Genomic DNA, 17980 nt, shown 5'->3' on the forward strand with positions numbered 1-17980 from the left:
GCGCGTCCCTTCCTAGAGGGGTGGCAGACGTCGCCGCCCGCGCTCACCCTGGAGGACCGCCCGTGCCCGACGATCGATCCCGCTCCTGGCCCGGCCAGGGTCCCGATCCGCGCCGTCGTGGGCCGTCCGCACCACAGGGCCCGTACGGCCAGGACCAGGGCCCACGCCGTCCGGTTCCCCCGCCGCCCGGCCGTCCGCAGCAGCAGCCGCCGCCGCGCGCCTACCGGCCCGAGCCGCCGCCGATGAGCGGCGGTCCCGAGCTGATGACGCACCACGCGTACGAAGAGCCGACCGGCCACACCGACGTCGAACCCGACGACGACGGCAAGCCGTCCCTCACGCCGGAGCAGCGCAAGAAGAGACGCTGGAAGATCATCCGGCGGGTCGCCTACGGGTTCGTCGGGCTGTTCTTCGTCCTGCCCGCGATCGCCTTCGTCATCACGTACTTCCTGGTGGACGTGCCCTCGCCGACCGAGGTCGCGCAGAACCAGAGCCAGGCGGTCGCCTACCTCTACGCCGACGGTTCGCCGATGGGCAAGGACGTGCCGAGCGGCGGCAACCGGGTGCTGCTGAGCCCGGAGCAGATCCCCGAGATCATGAAGCACGCGGCGATCGCGACCGAGGACGACTCCTTCGAGACCAACTCCGGCTTCGACATCGGCGGCCTGCTGCGCGCGGTGTACAACCAGGTCACCAGCGGGGTCGGCGGTGGTTCGACGATCTCGCAGCAGTACATCAAGAAGGCCACCGACAACGACGCGCCCACGCTGACGCGCAAGTGGACCGAGCTGGCCAAGTCCTTCAAGATGAACCAGACGTACGAGAAGAAGGACATCATCACCGCGTACCTGAACATCATCTACTTCGGGCGCGGGGCGTACGGGGTCGGCGCCGCTTCGCAGGCCTTCTTCCACAAGGACGCGAAGGACCTGAGCTTCTCGGAGGCCGCGCTGCTGGCCGGGCTGATCCAGAAGCCGGGCCGTTCGGAGAACGACAAGGTCGCGCACGACCGCTGGAACGTCGCGCTCGACCGGATGGTGAAGAACAACTACATCAGCGCGGCCGACCGCGCGGCGGCGCAGTTCCCCACGCCGATCCCCCTGGCGGACAGCAAGCAGCAGGCCGGCGCGCCGCCCGCGTTCGTCGTCCAGCAGGTGAAGGACGAGCTGGCCGAGCACGACATCCCGGAGGACCGCTACTACTCCGGCGGCTTCCAGGTCAAGACCACGATCGACCCCAAGGCGCAGCAGGCCGCGGAACAGGCCGCCACCGACGCGATGAAGGGCCAGGTCGACGACAACCTGCTCAACGCGCTCGTCGCCGTCGACCCGAAGACCGGTGGCGTGCTCGCCTACTACGGCGGCAAGCCGATCGTGCAGGTCAACGGGCAGGACCAGGCCGGACGCGACTGGGCGAACACCCCGCAGAACCCGGGCTCGTCGATGAAGCCGTTCGACCTCACGGCGCTGCTCAAGATGGGCAAGGGGCTCGACACCACGTACGACGGCTCCAACAACCGCGTCTTCGACGGCCGCGTCGTCCGCAACGCCGGCCCGGGCAGCACCTGCTCGCAGCAGTGCACGGTCTCGGAAGCGATGATGCGGTCGGCGAACACCGTGTTCTACGACATGGTCCTCCACGACACCAAGCAGGGCCCGGTCAAGGAAGCCGCGAAGGAGGCCGGCGTCGAGGTCAAGGAGGACGGCGGCCAGTCGATCATCTCCACGAAGGACAACAACATCTCCCTCGGCGGCGGCGAGACCCAGATCACGCCGTTGGACATGGCCGCGGCGTACGCGACCTTCGCGGCCAACGGCCAGCAGCGTGCCCGGCACTTCGTGGAGAAGGTGACCAACGCGCAGAACGAGGTCGCGTACGAAGCTCCGACCAACGCCAAGCCGGCCTTCGACAGCGACTCCGACAAGAGCCGCCAGATCGCCGGGAACGTCACCGAGGCGCTGAAGCCGGTGATCGACTTCTCGAAGCTGAGGTGCCCGAACGGCCACGAGTGCGCCGGCAAGACCGGGACGCAGCAGCACACGAAGGTCGCGGGCGAGCCGGCGTGGGCGGCGAACGCGAACTCGCAGACGTGGATGGTCGGGTACACGCCGTCGGTCTCGGTGGCGGCCTGGGTCGGTGGCGACGGCAACAAGCCGCTGCACGGCAAGAACAACTCGCCGATCTACGGCTCGACCATCGCCGGCCCGATGTGGCAGAAGTTCCTGTCGCTCTACCTGGCGGGCAAGCCGGGCGAGCGGTTCGGGAAGGTGGACCGCATCGGCGGTGAGGTGGCGCCCCCGCCGTCGAAGGAAGTCGCGACGACCTCGGAGCAGACCCCGACGGGCGAGAACACCGGCGAAAACAACGGCAACGGCAACGGCGACCAGAACGGCAACGGCAACAACAGCCACGAGAACGAGTCGTCGCAGCCGAGCACGTCGAAGCACACGAAGACGCCGACTTCGAAGGAGACGCCACCCTCGGGCGACGACCCGGGGAACTAGCCGGGTGAACCACGGCGGGCGGCGGTACGTGTTCCGTCCCAGAGGGGACTGCGCCCGCAGCCCACCGTGGTACCGGAGGACGGCCCGTGACCAACGACCGCATCCGCACGTCGCACGGTCGAGCTCCCGATCCGCGCCGCCGTGCCCGGCGACCGGCGCCACGCGCCGGGTTGCTGGGCGACGAGCCGGAGCTGATCACCCATCACGCGCACAACGGCACCGAGGCGGACGAGCCGCCGACCGTGCCGATCCTGCGGCAGCGCGCGGGGCAGCCACCGCGCCGGCCACGGCCACTCACCGGCCAGGACCTGCGGAAACGTCGTTGGCGGCGGATCCGGCGGATCGGCTACGTTGCCGCCGGGCTGTTCTTCGTCGTCCCCGCGATCGCGTTCGCGATCACCTACTTCTTCGTCGACGTCCCCTCGCCGGAGACGGTCGCGCAGACGCAGGGCCAGGCCGTGACCTACCTGTTCAGCGACGGCACCGAGATGGGCAAGGACGTGCCCACCGGCGGCAACCGGCAGATCCTCGCGCCGAACCAGATCCCGGACGTGGTCAAGAGCGCCGTGATCGCCACCGAGGACGCGTCGTTCCAGACCAACTCCGGCTTCGACGTCACCGGCATCCTCCGCGCGGCGTACAACCAGGTCACCGGCGGTTCCGGCGGCGGGTCGACGATCTCGCAGCAGTACATCAAGGTCGCCTCCGGCGACGACGACCCGACGCTGACCCGCAAGTGGGTCGAGCTCGCGAAGTCGTTCAAGATGAACCAGACCTACGAGAAGGCGGACATCATCACCGCCTACCTCAACATCATCTACTTCGGCCGCGGCGCCTACGGGATCCAGGCCGCCGCGCAGGCCTACTTCGGCAAGGACGTCGGGCAGCTCGACTTCTCCCAGGCCGCGCTGCTGGCCGGGCTGATCCAGCAGCCCGGCCGTTCGGAGAACACCGCCGTCGCGACGAGCCGGTGGACGACGGCGCTGGACCGGATGCTGAAGAACGGCTACCTGACGCCGGCCCAGCGCGCCGGGGCGAAGTTCCCGACGCCGATCCCGCTGCGGGAGAGCAGGCAGGCCGGTGCGCTGAACCCGTTCCTCAAGAAGCAGGTCAAGGCCGAGCTGGCCGCGCAGGGGATCGACGAGAAGCAGTACTACTCCGGCGGGTTCCAGGTGTTCACCACCATCGACCCGCAGGCGCAGCAGGCGGCCGAGAAGGCGGTGGCCGAGGGGATGGCCGACCAGACCGACGACCGGATCCTCAACGCGCTGGTGGCCGTCGACCCGAAGACCGGTGGGGTGCTCGCCTACCACGGCGGCGAACCGATCGTGAAGGGCCCGAACGGCGAGGACCAGGCCGGCCGCGACTGGGCCGACGAACCGCACAACCCCGGGTCGTCGATGAAGCCGTTCGACCTGGCGGCGTTCCTCAAGCTCGGCCGCGGCCTCGACGCGCGGTTCGACGGCACCTCACCGCGGACGTTCCCCGGCGTCGACCTGCCGATCCGCAACGCCGGCGACAGCAGCAGCTGCTCGCAGCAGTGCACCGTCGCGGAGGCGATGCAGCGGTCCACGAACACGGTGTTCTACGACATGGTGCTCAACGTGACGAAGCCGTCCGGCGTGGCGGAAGCCGCCCAGGAGGCGGGGATCCGGACGGCCGAAAACGGCGGCCGGAGCAAGCTGTTCACCGGCGACAACAACATCTCGATCGGTGGCGGCGACACCCAGGTCACCGCGGCCGACATGGCGTCGGGGTACGCGACGTTCGCGGCGGGCGGCGTCCAGCGCGACCGGCACTTCGTGCAGAAGGTGACCAACGCGAACGGCGAAACCGCCTACGACGCGAAGGTCCGCTCGACCGACGCGTTCGCGGACAACGACCCGCAGAAGAGCGCCCAGATCGCCGGGAACGTGACGGCGGCCTTGGCGCCGGTGATCCAGTTCTCCCGGCTGACCTGCCCGGCCGGGCACGAGTGCGCGGGCAAGACGGGCACCCAGCAGCACACCCCGCAGAACGACGAACCCGCGTCGGCGGCGAACGCCAACTCGCAGACCTGGATGGTGGGCTACACGCCGTCGGTGTCGGCCGCGGTCTGGGTGGGCAGCGACGGCGACAAGGCCCTCCGCGGCGCGAACGGCGCCCCGCTGTTCGGCTCGACGCTCGCCGGCCCGATCTGGGACCGCTTCATGCAGCTCTACCTGACGGGCAAACCGGCGGAACGCTTCGACCGCGTGGCGGCGATCAGCGCGCCGGAGGACCGGCAGCAGGTTCGCCAGCAGCCGGACGACAACAACCAGCAGCCGCAGCAGCAACAGCAGCAACAACAGCAGCAGCAGCAGCAGCGCAATTCGGTCCAGTTCGGCGACGGCGGCAACCGGCAGCAGAACGATCAGCTCGAGCAGCTGCGCCAGTTCCAGCAACGGCTCCAGGAGCTGCAGGACCAGCAACGCGGCCGAAGGAGGCCGTGACCTCGGAGCTGGGGGTCACCGAGGTCACGGCCGGTCAAGGGGTGATCAGAGCCTGATCACGGTGCCTTCGACGCCGGAGCGGTGCGCGGCCTCGATCACCCGCAGGGCCTCGACCGAGGACGCGGGGTCGACCGGGAAGTCGCCTTCGCCGCGCAGCGCGTCACGCACCTGGGCGTAGAACTGCTCGTAGCGACCGGTTTCGGTGGGCACGGTCTTGACGTCGTGGCCGACGCCGATCTTCCCGGCGTCCGCCGCCGGCTCCACGCCCCAGCCGTCGTCGCCGGGGCGCAGGCCCGTCTTGATCTGCGGTTCCTGCACGTCGAGGCCGTACTTGGTGAACGTCGCCTGGTCGCCGAGCACGCGGAACCGCGGGTTCTGGATGCCGGCGAGCGCGGACGCCCACAGGTGCGACCGGACGCCGTTGGCGTGGTGCAGCGCGACGAACACGTCGTCGTCGACCTGGACGCCCGCCCGGCGCCGGTCGACCTCCGCGTAGACCCGCGTGACCGGGCCGAACAGCTGCAGCGCCTGGTCGACGATGTGCGCGCCGAGGTCGTACAGCAGGCCGCCGGCCTCGGCCGGGTCGCCGAACTCGCGCCAGTTGTCCTTGGGCTTCGGCACCCAGCGGTCGTAGCGGGACTCGAAGCGGAACACCTCGCCGAGCCGCCCCGACTCCAGGACCTTCCGCACGGTGAGGAAGTCCGAGTCGAGCCGCCGGTTCTGGAAGACCGTGAGACCGACGCCCGCCGCCTTCGCCGCGGAGACGACCTGCTCGGCTTCGGCCGCGGACGGCGCGAACGGCTTGTCGACGACCACCGGCAGGCCGGCCTCGATCGCCCGCAGCGCGAGCGGCAGGTGCGTGCGGTTCGGCGTGCTGACCACGACGAGGTCGAGATCGCCCGCCCGCTCGAACAGCGCGTCGGCGTCGGGCACGATCTCCGCGCCGGGGTGGTCGATGCGTGCTTGGGCGGCGCTGCTCGACGTCGTGATCACCGCCGGGGTCAGCCCGGGCGTCGCCGCCACCAGCGGCGCGTGGAAGACGCGACCGCCGATGCCGTACCCGAGGATGCCCACGCGCAAGTCAGCCATGGCCTCATTAAACAACACTGTTGCGTAACTGACCAGCGTGGGAAGATCCTGTCCATGGCGGACACCGGCGTGAACCTGCGCGACGTGCGCGAGCACAACCGCGCCCTGCTGCTCACGCACATCCTGCGCGCCCGCGGCCTCAGCCGGGTGGAGCTCGCCGACCGCACCGGGCTCACCCAGCAGGCCGTCTCCAAGATCGTCCCCGAACTCCTCGACGCTGGGCTGCTGGACGAAGAACGCCAGCCGTCCACAGGCGTCGGCAAGCCCCGCACACGGCTGCGCATCCGGCCGGACGCCCACCACGCGCTCGGCGCGCGCCTGGACCGCGACGAGTACCGCGTGGTGCGCACCAACTTCGTCGGCGAGGTCGAGGAGACGGCGGGCGGCCCGCTCCCGGCCGGCTTCACCCCCGAGCAGGCCGTCGAAGCCATCGGCGCCACCGCGCTCGAGCTCGCGGACGGGTTCGGCGTACTCGGCCTCGGCCTGGGCGCGGTCGGCCCGCTGGACCACCTCGGCGGCCTGGTCCGCGACGCGACGAACATGCCCGGCTGGCACGACGTCCCCCTGCGCGATCTGCTCGAGAAGCGCACCGGGCTGCCCGTGACGCTCGACAAGAACACCAACGCCGCGGCGTTCGCCCAGCTCTGGCCGCACGGCGAGCCGACGGCGACCGCGGTGGTCCTGGTCGGCACCGGAATCGGCGTCGGCCTGCTGATCGACGGGCGGCTCTACCGCGGCCCGCGGACCAACGCGGGTGAGTTCGGGCACACCACGATCGCCTTCGACGGCCCACGCTGCGCCTGCGGGCGACGCGGCTGCGTCGAGATCATGGCCAAGCGGGCGCCCGACACCCGCGCCGCCGCCGGCTTCCTCGGCATCGGCCTCGCCGATCTCGTGCAGGTGCTCGACCTGGAACGGATCGTGCTGGCCGGGCGAGCCGTGCGGGACGAACCGGGCGTCCACCGCGAGGCCGTTTCGGCCCGGCTCGAAGAGCTGCTGCCGCTGCCGCACTGGCAGCGCATCGAGGTCGTCGAGGATTCCTTCGGCGAGGAGATCGTCACGCGCGGCGCCGCCGCCGAGGTCCTGGCCTCCTACTACGCGAATCCGGCATGATCGTCGGCTTCACCGACGCGCGCGCCGATCACCGATACGATCCGCCTCGTGCCAGAGGAGAACACGCGGGAGCCGGACCCCGGCCCGGTGACGCTGACCCAGGCGGAACGGGTCGTCCCGAGCTGGAACGACCCCCTCGCGGCGGCGGTCACCAGACCTCTCGGCGGGCCGCTCGGTGAGCACGCGGCGGTCGGCAGGCACTGGTTCTGGTCACCCCAGCGCGTCGGGCTGCTGCTGGCCACGCTGGCGTTGATGCTCTGCTGGCTCGGCAAGGGCTCCTGCATCCAGCAGTACCAGGATTCGAGCGGCGCCAACCAGCTCGACTGGCGCGCGGGCCGCCCGTTCGTCGCGATGTGCTACTCCGACATCGTGCCGCTCTACTCCTCCGAGCGGCTCGACCGGCCGGGCACCTTCCCCTACTTCACGTCGTGGAAGGAAAACTCGCAGACGGCGGAGAACAACACCCGGTACATGGAGTACCCGGTGTTCACCGGCCTTTTCCAGTGGGTGAACGCGAAGCTCGCGGCGGGCTGGCTGAAGGTCGCCGCGACCGGCTGGCTCCCCGGGGCGCTGCCGGTGGCGATCTACTTCGACATCACCGCGCTCTTCCTGTCGATGGCGTGGCTGGTCACCGTGTGGGCGACGGGCCGGACGATGAAACGCCGGCCGTGGGACATGGTGCTGGTGGCGGTTTCCCCGCTGGTGCTGGTGCACGCGTTCACCAACTTCGACGCGATCGCGACCGCGTTCACCGCGACCGGCCTGCTCGCGTGGGCACGACGGCGTCCCGTGCTCGCCGGGCTCCTGCTCGGCCTCGGCGCGACGGCGAAGCTCTACCCGCTGTTCCTGGTCGGCGTGCTGTTCGTGCTGTGCCTGCGCGCGGGGAAGCTGACGCCGTTCTGGAAGACCGCGGCCGCCACCGTCGTGACGTGGCTGGCGGTGAACGCGCCGTTCATCCTCACCGCGACCCGCGGCTGGTGGGAGTTCTTCCGGATGAGCACCCTGCGGCCGATGGACCCGGACTCGCTGTACAACGTCATCTCGTACGCCACGGGCTGGACCGGGTTCGACGGCGTGCTGCAGAAGAACCAGACTCCGGCGTACCTGAACATCGTGGTGGCGGCGCTGTTCCTCGGCTGCTGCGCGGGAATCGCCTACGTCGCGCTCGCCGCGCCGCGCCGCCCGCGCGTCGGCCAGCTCGCGTTCCTCGTCGTGGCCGCGTTCCTGCTGACCAACAAGGTGTGGAGCCCGCAGTACTCGCTGTGGCTCGTGCCGCTGGCCGTGCTGGCGATTCCGCGGTGGCGGCCGCTGCTCGCCTGGATGCTGGTCGACGCGCTGGTCTGGGCGCCGCGGATGTTCTACTACCTCGGCGTCGATCACCGCGGGCTGCCCGAAGGCTGGTTCCTCGGCACCGTCGTGGTCCGCGACCTCGCCGTCGTGGCGCTGTGCGTGCTGGTGGTCCGGGAGATCTACCGCCCGGCCACCGACCTGGTCCGGGCCGCCGGCGACGACGACCCGGCCGGCGGCTTCCTCGACGGCGCCCGTGACGTGATCGTCCCGAACGCCACCCGGCGCCGCCGGAAGGCCGTGGCCGTCTAGCCGAGCTGTTCGCGCAGGTAGGCGATGTCGGCGGCCTGGCCGTCCGCCGGGGTCTCGACGACGACCGGGGCGCCCGCCTCGCGGGCGACGGCGACCAGCACCTCGGGGTCGATCGTCCCGTCGCCCCGCACGACGTTCGCGTGGCGGTCGCGGGTCGAGCCGAACTCGTCGCGGGAGTTGTTGAGGTGCACCAGGTCGATCCGGCCGGTGATGGCCATGACCTTCTCGACGGCGGTCGAGAGGTCCCAGCCCGCGGCGAAGGCGTGGCAGGTGTCCAGGCAGAACCCGGCACCGAACTCGCCGACCTTGTCCCACAGCCGGGCGATCACCTCGAGGTCGCGCGTGATCGCGTTCTCGCCGCCGGCGGTGTTCTCGATGAGGATCGGGACCTTGAAGCCGCCCTTCTCCTGCTCCCGCTCGAACAGCTTGCGCCAGTTGTCGAGGCCGGCCTCGACGTCGTCGGTCGCGCCGACGTGCCCGCCGTGCACGATCAGGCCCTTCGCCCCGATCGCGGCGGCGCCGTCGGCGTGCTGCGTGACGTTCTTGCGGGACGGGATCCGGATCCGGTTGTTCAGCGAAGCCACGTTGATGAGGTAAGGCGAGTGGATGAACACCTCGACCGGGTCGGCCTGGATGGCCTCGCCCTGGGGATGCGGCTTCGGGGCCTTCCAGCCCTGCGGGTCGGAGAGGAAGAACTGGACGACGTCGGCTTTGCGTTCGGCGACCGCGGTCAACGGGTCGTCGTCACGGACATGGGCGCCAATCAGCATGCCGAGCACGCTACTCCGGGTGGAACCTCGCCCTGTGGGACCGGTTGGTGACGCTCGTGGAGTACCGTGAGCGCGTTCCGTGATCAAAATTGGCCGACTGCCGGAGGGCACCGATGGGGAAGCACGTCGCCCGGATCACCGCGCTGGGATTCACCCTCGCCGCTGTCGCCGCGCTCGCGGCGCCGGGCGTGGCGAGCGCCCATCCGAGCCCGACGCTCGGCGGGGACTGCGCGGCCACGCTGCGGAACAGCGCTGACGGATCGACCGGCCTCCTCCTGGACGCGGGCGCTCCGCTGAACTCGCCGGACCGGCTGACGGTCGGCCTCGACTCGAGCGCGAGGAACACCGACGGCTCGGCACCACTGCTCACGCTCCCGCTCGGCGACACCGTGCGCGCGCTCGGCGTCGGCGCACTGCCGGTGGTCGGCGACGCGACGGCGAAGGTCGTCTGCCCGGCCGCCCAGGGCACTGTCAACGCTGTCGGAAACACGACACAGGGCATCCTCGGAGACGTCGGTGCCCCGCAACTGCCGCTCCCGCCGCTCCCGCCGGGCCCGAACCCGAACCCGCCCGCGCCGGGCCCCGGCCCGAACCCGCCGGCGCCGAACCCGCCGGGGAACAGCAGCGGTCCGGTGACCAGCGGGCCCGGGAGCGCCGGCCTGCCGGGCGACGCGATTTCGGGCATCTTCACCAACGCCGCGCTGCTGCCGGGCAACCTGGTGCAGGTGCCGGTGATCGCCCAGATCATCCCCGGTCAGCAGGTCCCGACGGTGGACGCCGAGAAGTCCGGCACCGCGGAGGCGCTCCCCGCCATCACGCCGCCGGCGAAGCTGCCGATGCTGCTCGCGGTGCTGGCGCTGGCGATCGTCGCGGCGGCCCTCGTCCGCGCCTGGATCCGCCGCCGGCCCGCCTGATCTCACCCGCGGTGACGCCCGCTTCCACTCGAATGCCGGAGATTCTCGAGTGAGCGGGCGTTACTCGCGTGCCTTACCGTCGTTGTCCTGGGCAGAGGCGACGAGACAAGGGGCGGGGAGCATGCGGGATCGGACACGGAGGGCCACGGCGGCCGGCGCCGCCGCGTTCGTTCTCGCTGGTTCGGCCGTGCTCGGCATGCCCGGCACCGCCTCGGCCGAGACGAAGACCGTCCCCTGCGGCAGCACCGTGGACGCCAAACCGGGCGACACGATCAAGGCCACGACGCCGCTGCTGGGACTCCCGATCACCCTCGGTGTCGTCACCGAAGGCACCACGGTGCTCACCGGGACGATCAACGCGCTTCTCGGCACGCTCTGCAAGGTCACCGTGAACGTGGTGAACACCGTCGTCTCGCCGGTCCCGGTGGTCGGCGCGCCGGCGGCGGGCGCGATCAACCAGGGCGTCCAGGGCGTGACCAGCGGCGCGCAGCAGGGTCTGAGCGCGCTGAGCGGTGGCGGCCGGCAGCAGTCGCCGCAGCCCGGCACGGGCGGTAACCCGCAGCAGCCACCGGCCCAGGGCGGAACCGGTGGCGCACCGCAGGGCGGCACCCCGGCGGGCACCACGCCGATCCCGGAAGCCAACAGCCCGCTCCTGCCCGGCTTCGCGAGCAGCCCGGTGTTCGGCGGTTTCCCGTTCACCCTCGGCATGGGCTACGCGCCGATGCGCGACTACAGCGGCATCCCGTTCGCGACGGCCGGGCTGTTCACGCCGTCGCCGGCGCTCCGGTACGGCAGCCAGATCCCGGGTTACGCACCGCAGTACGGCCTCACCGGTCCGGCGGGCACTGAGGCCGGCAGTTCGAGTGTGCAGACGGCGGGCCAGGCGGAAGCGCTACCCTCCGCGTCGGACGGATTCACGAACGGGTCGAATCTGCCGCTGTTGATCGCGGTTCTGGCACTCTCCGGTGTCAGCGCGGGCCTCGTCCGCACCTGGGTGCTCCGCCGAATGGCCGCGGCAAATTGAGCTGACTGCCGAGTATCTTTCACATATCTCCGTCGTTCATCCTGGTATCCAGGAACATGCTCGTGTCCAGGACGACGTTTCGATAACCCACGGAGGACAGCGCTCGTGCGGAAGATCCCCACCTGGCAGACGACCCGCCGCGCACTGACCATCACCGCCGTCGCCGCCTTCGTGACCGGTGGCGCGTTCCTTTCCGCGGGCACCGCTTCCGCGAGCCAGCAGATCGTCAGCAACAGCTGCACGGGCACGGTCTCCGGCCAGATGGGCGACCAGGTCGCGATCGACGGCGCTTCGGTGAAGACCCTGGTCACGAACGGCGCGAACAACGCCGGGACCCTCGCCGTCGGCAGCTGGGCCGGCGACTCCATCGCCAAGAACCACGCCATCCCGGTCGGCCAGGTGCCGAATTCGGCCGCCGGTGAAGCGAGCGGCGCCGCGATCGGCAAGGCAGTGCGCACCGCACTCGCGAATTCCGGCACCTGGGGCCTCGGTTTCGACTGGAAGAAGACCCTGGACAGTGTCGAGAGCACTGTCGCCAAGAGCTGCGGGCTCACGCTGCTCGCCGGCAACTACGTGGCTCCGAACACCCCGAACCAGCCGGGCGCGGGCGGCACCGGCGCCCAGCAGGGCGGCACCGGGACCACGTCCGGCGGCGCGTCGGGCAACCTCTCCGGCCTGATCCCCGGCACCGCGGGCGGCAGGGGCGGCACCGCGCCGATGCGCGACTACAGCGGCATTCCCACGGCGACCGCCGGCACGGCCGTCGCCCCTGGCGTGCGCTACCCGGCGGACGGCGCCCTCCCCGGCGACGTGTCGGCGCCGCAGGCCGGCCAGGGTGACCAGAGCGGCCAGGGCGCGGACATCCGCGACGCGGGCAACGCGCAGTCGCTGTCGGCTCCCGGCTCGTCGAACGACGTGCAGCTGCCGATGCTGCTCGCGGTGATCGTGCTCGCCGGCGTCACCGCCGGCCTGGTCCGCACCTGGGTCCTGCGTCGAGCGAGCTGACCCCGCGCCGACCCCCGAGGAGACCCCGCTGTCCGGTCTCCTCGATGCCCCCAGGTAGCCTTACCTGGACAAACCCTCCTGTCACGGACAGTCCGTGGCCGCGAGCCCATAGGAGGTGAGTGGTTGTGTCACGCCATTACGAGGTAATGGTCATCCTGGACCCCACGCTCGACGAGCGCACGGTCGCTCCGACGCTGGACACCTTCCTCAACGTCATCCGCACCACGGGCGGAAGCGTCGAGAAGGTCGACGTCTGGGGCCGTCGTCGCCTCTCGTACGAGATCAAGAAGCACGCCGAGGGCATCTACGCCCTGCTGGACCTGAACTCGTCTTCGGACGCGGTCAAGGAGCTGGACCGGCAGCTGTCGCTGCAGGAGACCGTGCTCCGCACCAAGGTCATGCGTCGCGAGGTCAAGCGCGTCGCGGCCAAGCCCGCCGCCAAGGCCTGAGCCCGAGGGAATCCCGATGGCTGGAGACACCGTCATCACGGTGATCGGCAACCTGACGTCCGACCCGGAGCTGCGCTTCACTCCGTCCGGTGCGGCGGTCGCGAACTTCACCGTCGCGTCCACGCCGCGCACGCTCGACAAGCAGTCGGGCGAGTGGAAGGACGGCGAGGCGCTGTTCCTGCGCTGCAACATCTGGCGCCAGGCGGCGGAGAACGTCGCCGAGTCCCTGACCCGCGGCGCCCGCGTCGTGGTGCAGGGCCGCCTGAAGCAGCGGTCGTTCGAGACGAAGGAAGGCGAGAAGCGGACCGTCGTCGAGCTCGAGGTCGACGAGATCGGTCCCTCGCTGCGCTACGCCACGGCCAAGGTCAACAAGGTCAGCCGCGGTGGCGGCGGCGGTGGTGACTTCGGCGGCGGTGGCGGCGGAAACCGCGGTGGCGGCGGAATGCCGGCCGACGACCCGTGGGGTTCCGCCCCGGCCGCCAGCAGCAGCGGTGGCGGCGGCGGCTTCTCCGACGAGCCTCCCTTCTGATCTCGTACACATCCACAAGATTTGAAATTCCAGGAGTAACCAGTGGCCAAGCCACCCATTCGCAAGCCCAAGAAGAAGGTCTGCGTGTTCTGCAAGGCCGAGAAAAAGGGCCGTCCGGAACTGATCGACTACAAGGACACCAACCTGCTGCGGAAGTACATCTCCGACCGCGGCAAGATCCGTGCCCGTCGCGTCACCGGCAACTGCAGCCAGCACCAGCGGGACATCGCCATCGCGGTCAAGAACTCGCGTGAGATGGCGCTGCTCCCCTACACCTCGACCGCACGCTAAGGAGGGCACGGAGATGGCGAAGATCATTCTCACCACCGACGTGGCCAACCTCGGCGGCCCCGGCGACATCGTCGAGGTCAAGGACGGCTACGCGCGCAACTACCTGCTCCCGCGGGGCTACGCGATCGTCGCCTCCAAGGGCGCGGAGAAGAACGTGCGCACCATCCAGCGCGCGCAGGAGAGCCGTCGCATCCGCGACCTCGACCACGCCAAGGAGATCAAGGCGACGCTGGAGGGCCTCGGCGCCATCCAGCTGACCGGCAAGGCGGCCGGTGGCTCGAAGAAGCTCTTCGGTTCGATCACGGCCAACGAGATCGTGGACGCGATCAAGGCGGCCGGTGGCCCGCTGCTCGACAAGCGCGTCATCGAGCTTCGCGACCACATCAAGACCGTCGGCAAGCACTCGGTCGGCGCCCGGCTGCACCCGGACGTCAAGGTCGAGGTGCGGCTCGAGGTCAAGGCCGCGCAGTAAGGCAGTACGTCTTGTGAAGGCGGGTCGCTCCCTGGTGGGCGACCCGCCTTCATACGTTTCGGGGAACCTCGGACACGCCACCGTCGTCGTAGGACAATGGAGCGGGACGCGAAGGGAGCGCAAGCGGGATGGGTAACGAGGTCAACATGTCCGCGCCGTCCGGCGGCGGGGGCTTCACCTTCGACGCCGACAAGATCGACGGCGTGATCAAGAAGTGGCAGGACCTGCAGACCGACCTGCAGAACGACGCGGCCGACGCCAACCTGATGGCCGACGTGAAGGCGCCCGGCAAGGAGTTCGCGAGCAGCGACTGGGAGAAGCTCGCCAACCCGTCCGGCAAGGCGTTCCTCGAGCAGAACCAGAAGATGCAGGAATACGTGAAGAACTACATCCAGGCCCTGCTCGACGCGAAGAAGAAGATCACCGCCGCCGACGCCGACCACACCGGCGACATCTCGAAGGCGGGTACGCAGGCGTGAACCGTCGGCTCGTTCTGCCCGGACTTGTCCTCGCGGCGCTCGCCCTCGCCGGCTGCGACAGCACCACCACCGGCACGGCCAACCCGGTCGCGTCGAACGCGCCCGACACGGCCACGCAGGGCAGTGGCAGCGGCAACGGCGCGCCGAAGGTGTCCAACCCGCTCAACCCGGCGAAGCTGAAGGCCGACGCCTGTTCCGTCCTCACGTCCTTGCAGCGTTCGTCGCTCGGCGTCGAGGACGGCACGCCGCGGACGACGTCCGCCGGCACGACCTGCGCCTGGGTGTACCGCGACGACGAAACCCGCAGCAGCCGCGTCGACATCGCGGCCGACCCGAACACCGACGGGCTCGCGGGCATCTACGACCTCTACGCCAAGGGCGGCAAGGACCAGTACGAGTACTGGGAGCCGACCGAGGTCTCGGGCTACCCCGCCGTCTACGCCGCGACGAAGGACTTCCGCGCCCAGGGCCAGTGCAAGCTGCTGGTGGGCGTGACGGACACCCAGGCCGTCCAGGTCTTCGCGCAGATCGGCAACGGTCCCGGCGCGACCGACCCCTGCCCGCAGACGCTGAAGGTGGCCGAGGCGATGGTCCAGACCTTGAAGGAGGGCTGAGATGCTGGAACTGGTCCTGCTCGGTGGCTTCGCCGCGTACAACATGGCGACCACGCATTCGGACGACCACACGTCGGAGCAGGGCGATCGGAAGATCGACTGCTACGACATCTGGGAGAAGATCACCACCGGTCCCGGCACGGGTTCGATCCAGAACGGGCAGGCGGCGGCCTCGCGGCTCAAGGGCGCCTACTCCGAGCGGCTGAGCACCATCGACGGCCTGGCCAAGGAGATGGACGCGGCCTGGACCGGCGGCGGCTCCGAAGCGGCGCAGAACGCGGGCGCGCACCCGCTGCGGGTGTGGATGGAGGACTCGGGCACCAAGCTCACCGACTCCGACAAGTACCTCGGCGAGCAGAACACCGCGTTCACCACGGTGCACGCGCAGGTGCAGGAAGTGCCGAAGGACCCGCCGAAGAACAACCTGCTCAACGCGGTCACGCCGTGGACGACCGACACCGACCGGGCGATCCGCGACTACAACGCCAAGGGCCAGGCCAACGTCGACGCCTTCAACGCCTACTACAAGGCGAGCAACGACAACGGCCAGAAGATGCCGACGTACTCCGCGCTCAAGGGCCAGCAGGAGAACATCGGCATCGACGACGGCAAGAAGAAGCCGGACGACAAGAACGGCAACGGCAACGGAGACGGCACGGGCCCCGGCGGCACGGGCCCCGGCGGCACAGGTCCCGGCGGCACAGGTCCCGGCGGCTCGAACATGCCGGGTCCGGGTGGCGTCCCGTCCTTCCCCGGCCAGCCCAACACTCCCGGCGGCAGCTTCGACCCGTCGAAGGTGCCGGGCTTCGACGACCGCTCCAAGGTGCCGGGCATCGACCCGTCCAAGGTCCCCGGCGGGAACCTGGACCCGTCCCAGATCCCGGGTGGCAGCTACCCGCCGCCGAACTTCAACGACGGCACCCACTCGTCGGGCTACACGCCCCCGAAGATCCCCGGCGCGGGCGGCTTCGGCCCCGGTGGCTCGGGCGGCGCGGGCGACTTCTCGATCCCCGGCGGCGGAGGCGGCTTCGGGCCTGGCGGGTCGGGCGGGATCGGCGACCCGACGGCGGGCTTCGGGCCCGGCGGCGCGGGCTTCGGCCCGGGCGGCTCGGGCTTCGGGCCCGGCGGCTCGACCGGGGCGGCCCTGCCGGGTGACGCGGGCGCGTCGGGTGCGGGCCGCGGCGGCATGGGCGCCGGCGGGGCGATGGGTGCGGGCGGCGCGGCGGCGGGCCGCGGCGGCGCCACCGGAATGGGCGGCATGGGCGGCATGGGCCACGGCGCCAAGGGCCAGGGCGGCGGTGACGAGGAACGCACCTCGAAGTACCTGCTCGGCGAGGACCCGAACGAGATCTTCGGGTCCGACGAGCTGACCGCGCCGCCGGTCATCGGCGAGTAGCGCACGCGGGACGACCGGGCGCGTGCCAAGATGGCCGCGCCCGAAACTGAGCTTGACTAGGGGGAAGTGCGGTGCTGGACAGGCAGGTCACCATCACGACCGGCACCCTGATCAACCTGATCCGGCGCCGGGGCGGCGAGCCGCACACGGTGCTGGCGGAAAAGCCGACCTGGTACAGCGACGAGGCCCAGCGCGGCGAGGACGAGCGGGTCAACGCCGAGCTCGCCAAGGCCGGGCTGTTCGGCCCGCGCGGCATGCACCCCGGGTTCGTCGCGACGATCGAAGCCGTCGCCCGGCCACAGCTGGAGTACTACGGCTGGATCGACGGCGGCTTCCAGGGCAGGCCGGTCAGCTACCGGTTGCTGGCCGGCAGCACCGGCGGTGAGGCGTTCGTGCTGGCCAAGCACGAGGAGCTGGACGTCGTCGTGCTGGAATCCACCCAGCCGCGCGAGCTGCTCGACGACTTCCTCGGCCAGATCCCGAAGCTGGCGCCGGGGCGCGGAACCCCGCTCGCGGTGCCGAAGAGCCAGTTGGAAGGAACCGCCCGCGGCGACGAAGGCGGGTTCGCCGTCCTCCGCAACGACCGGCCGGCCGAGGGTTCGCAGGAGGTCGAAGAGCTCCGGCGGATCCTGGCGCTGCGCCGAATGGGGAGCGGCAGCCTCTACGTCGCGACCCGCGGCCGCACCGGCGGGCGGCGCCGGATCGAACGCCCGGTGAACTACATCGATACCTCGGAAGGCCGCTGGCTGACCGAGGAGATTCCGGGGCGTGGCGAGAACCGGATCGCCTTCACCCCGGCCGACCAGCGCGTTCTCGCTGACCGGTTACGCAGCGCACACGGCCGGCTCACCGCGGCCTGACCCGGCGGGCGTTCAGCCCTCCGGGTAGCGGCTCTACACTGCGTGATATTCATCCACAGGCCGCGTGATCCAATGGGCCTGAGCTGGTCCACGACACGCCGAACAACGGACTTCACGCGACACGCCGGACGAGTTTTCCGCAAGTTCTCCACACCTTGTTCACAGGGCTTGACCTGCGGTTTCGTCAAAGCCGATCACGCTTGTCCCCAACTTGTCCACAGCTCACACGGCACCTGTGACTGGTTGCCCCCATTCATCCACAGGTTGTCCACAGAAGGGTCCCCATCCTGAATTGCCATCCGCCGTCCGGGGGATCTAGCGTGCGCGCTCGGGCCTGTACTCACGGTGGCGCCTCGGCGTGCCTCCCGGAGCCGAACGGCGTTCGCGCCGATCATCGGGAG

General features: G+C 70.4%; 17 protein-coding genes. 15 read left to right on the top strand and 2 right to left on the bottom strand.

The window, feature by feature from the left end; genetic code table 11:
- Positions 1–242: 242 nt before the first annotated feature.
- Entirely contained in the window at positions 243–2504 is a 2262-nt protein-coding gene (locus tag AB0M82_RS17770) for a transglycosylase domain-containing protein (protein WP_364722969.1), read from the top strand.
- Between the two features lie 86 nt (positions 2505–2590).
- Positions 2591–4975 carry a transglycosylase domain-containing protein gene (locus AB0M82_RS17775; protein WP_364722712.1) on the top strand — a complete coding sequence of 795 codons (2385 nt, stop codon included), beginning with the start codon at positions 2591–2593 and terminating at the stop codon, positions 4973–4975.
- 45 nt (positions 4976–5020) lie between these two features.
- Here AB0M82_RS17775 and AB0M82_RS17780 read toward each other — a convergent pair whose 3' ends face one another.
- A complete protein-coding gene (locus AB0M82_RS17780) occupies positions 5021–6064 on the bottom strand; it encodes a Gfo/Idh/MocA family oxidoreductase (RefSeq protein ID WP_364722714.1) in 1044 nt (347 codons plus the stop codon).
- Between the two features lie 54 nt (positions 6065–6118).
- On the opposite strand from AB0M82_RS17780, the gene AB0M82_RS17785 reads away from it, so the two are divergent.
- Both AB0M82_RS17785 and AB0M82_RS17790 read left to right on the top strand, forming a co-directional pair.
- On the top strand, positions 6119–7177 hold the full coding sequence (locus AB0M82_RS17785) for an ROK family transcriptional regulator (RefSeq protein ID WP_364722716.1): 1059 nt from the start codon (positions 6119–6121) through the stop codon (positions 7175–7177).
- Positions 7178–7225: 48 nt separating this feature from the next.
- The gene (locus AB0M82_RS17790; protein WP_364722718.1) at positions 7226–8776 is read left to right on the top strand and encodes a glycosyltransferase 87 family protein; all 1551 of its coding nucleotides are present in this window, start codon (positions 7226–7228) and stop codon (positions 8774–8776) included.
- Here AB0M82_RS17790 and AB0M82_RS17795 read toward each other — a convergent pair.
- The gene (locus AB0M82_RS17795; protein WP_364722720.1) at positions 8773–9546 is read right to left on the bottom strand and encodes a deoxyribonuclease IV; all 774 of its coding nucleotides are present in this window, start codon (positions 9544–9546) and stop codon (positions 8773–8775) included. The genes AB0M82_RS17790 and AB0M82_RS17795 overlap by 4 nt on opposite strands.
- A 113-nt stretch (positions 9547–9659) precedes the next feature.
- On the opposite strand from AB0M82_RS17795, the gene AB0M82_RS17800 reads away from it, so the two are divergent.
- The 11 genes from AB0M82_RS17800 (at position 9660) to AB0M82_RS17850 (ending at position 17579) form a co-directional block, all read left to right on the top strand.
- Entirely contained in the window at positions 9660–10460 is an 801-nt protein-coding gene (locus AB0M82_RS17800) for a hypothetical protein (protein ID WP_364722722.1), read from the top strand.
- Between the two features lie 121 nt (positions 10461–10581).
- Positions 10582–11484: a hypothetical protein gene (locus AB0M82_RS17805; RefSeq protein ID WP_364722723.1), complete on the top strand. Its 903-nt coding sequence runs from the start codon at positions 10582–10584 to the stop codon at positions 11482–11484.
- A 105-nt stretch (positions 11485–11589) separates the two neighbouring features.
- Positions 11590–12489 carry a hypothetical protein gene (locus tag AB0M82_RS17810; RefSeq protein WP_364722725.1) on the top strand — a complete coding sequence of 300 codons (900 nt, stop codon included), beginning with the start codon at positions 11590–11592 and terminating at the stop codon, positions 12487–12489.
- Between the two features lie 125 nt (positions 12490–12614).
- Positions 12615–12938: a 30S ribosomal protein S6 gene (gene rpsF / locus AB0M82_RS17815; RefSeq protein ID WP_364722727.1), complete on the top strand. Its 324-nt coding sequence runs from the start codon at positions 12615–12617 to the stop codon at positions 12936–12938.
- Positions 12939–12954: 16 nt separating this feature from the next.
- Positions 12955–13467, top strand: coding sequence for a single-stranded DNA-binding protein (locus tag AB0M82_RS17820; RefSeq protein WP_364722729.1), 513 nt, complete (start codon positions 12955–12957; stop codon positions 13465–13467).
- A 42-nt stretch (positions 13468–13509) separates the two neighbouring features.
- Positions 13510–13758, top strand: coding sequence for a 30S ribosomal protein S18 (gene rpsR, locus AB0M82_RS17825; protein WP_003098744.1), 249 nt, complete (start codon positions 13510–13512; stop codon positions 13756–13758).
- A 13-nt stretch (positions 13759–13771) separates the two neighbouring features.
- Entirely contained in the window at positions 13772–14230 is a 459-nt protein-coding gene (gene rplI, locus AB0M82_RS17830; protein WP_364722730.1) for a 50S ribosomal protein L9, read from the top strand.
- A 128-nt stretch (positions 14231–14358) separates the two neighbouring features.
- On the top strand, positions 14359–14709 hold the full coding sequence (locus AB0M82_RS17835) for a hypothetical protein (protein ID WP_364722732.1): 351 nt from the start codon (positions 14359–14361) through the stop codon (positions 14707–14709).
- Positions 14706–15323: a DUF3558 domain-containing protein gene (locus AB0M82_RS17840; protein ID WP_364722734.1), complete on the top strand. Its 618-nt coding sequence runs from the start codon at positions 14706–14708 to the stop codon at positions 15321–15323. The genes AB0M82_RS17835 and AB0M82_RS17840 overlap by 4 nt, the downstream gene beginning before the upstream one ends.
- Before the next feature lies 1 nt (position 15324).
- Complete coding sequence (locus tag AB0M82_RS17845; protein WP_364722736.1) at positions 15325–16719, top strand: hypothetical protein; 1395 nt, start codon at positions 15325–15327, stop codon at positions 16717–16719.
- A gap of 71 nt (positions 16720–16790) precedes the next feature.
- Complete coding sequence (locus AB0M82_RS17850; RefSeq protein WP_364722738.1) at positions 16791–17579, top strand: ESX secretion-associated protein EspG; 789 nt, start codon at positions 16791–16793, stop codon at positions 17577–17579.
- The last annotated feature ends 401 nt before the right edge of the window (positions 17580–17980 follow it).

The organism is Amycolatopsis sp. NPDC051128, assembly GCF_040682715.1.
In the GTDB taxonomy this organism is placed as follows: Bacteria; Actinomycetota; Actinomycetes; order Mycobacteriales; family Pseudonocardiaceae; genus Amycolatopsis.

What these genes read in the sequence shown, in the direction of transcription:
- AB0M82_RS17805 (WP_364722723.1), top strand. Translation starts at nt 10,582, where the DNA reads ATGCGGGATCGGACACGGAGGGCCACGGCGGCCGGCGCCGCCGCGTTC.
- AB0M82_RS17820 (WP_364722729.1), top strand. Translation starts at nt 12,955, where the DNA reads ATGGCTGGAGACACCGTCATCACGGTGATCGGCAACCTGACGTCCGAC.
- AB0M82_RS17785 (WP_364722716.1), top strand. Translation starts at nt 6,119, where the DNA reads ATGGCGGACACCGGCGTGAACCTGCGCGACGTGCGCGAGCACAACCGC.
- AB0M82_RS17795 (WP_364722720.1), bottom strand. Translation starts at nt 9,546, where the DNA reads ATGCTGATTGGCGCCCATGTCCGTGACGACGACCCGTTGACCGCGGTC.
- rplI (WP_364722730.1), top strand. Translation starts at nt 13,772, where the DNA reads ATGGCGAAGATCATTCTCACCACCGACGTGGCCAACCTCGGCGGCCCC.
- AB0M82_RS17845 (WP_364722736.1), top strand. Translation starts at nt 15,325, where the DNA reads ATGCTGGAACTGGTCCTGCTCGGTGGCTTCGCCGCGTACAACATGGCG.
- AB0M82_RS17800 (WP_364722722.1), top strand. Translation starts at nt 9,660, where the DNA reads ATGGGGAAGCACGTCGCCCGGATCACCGCGCTGGGATTCACCCTCGCC.
- AB0M82_RS17835 (WP_364722732.1), top strand. Translation starts at nt 14,359, where the DNA reads ATGGGTAACGAGGTCAACATGTCCGCGCCGTCCGGCGGCGGGGGCTTC.
- AB0M82_RS17780 (WP_364722714.1), bottom strand. Translation starts at nt 6,064, where the DNA reads ATGGCTGACTTGCGCGTGGGCATCCTCGGGTACGGCATCGGCGGTCGC.
- AB0M82_RS17770 (WP_364722969.1), top strand. Translation starts at nt 243, where the DNA reads ATGAGCGGCGGTCCCGAGCTGATGACGCACCACGCGTACGAAGAGCCG.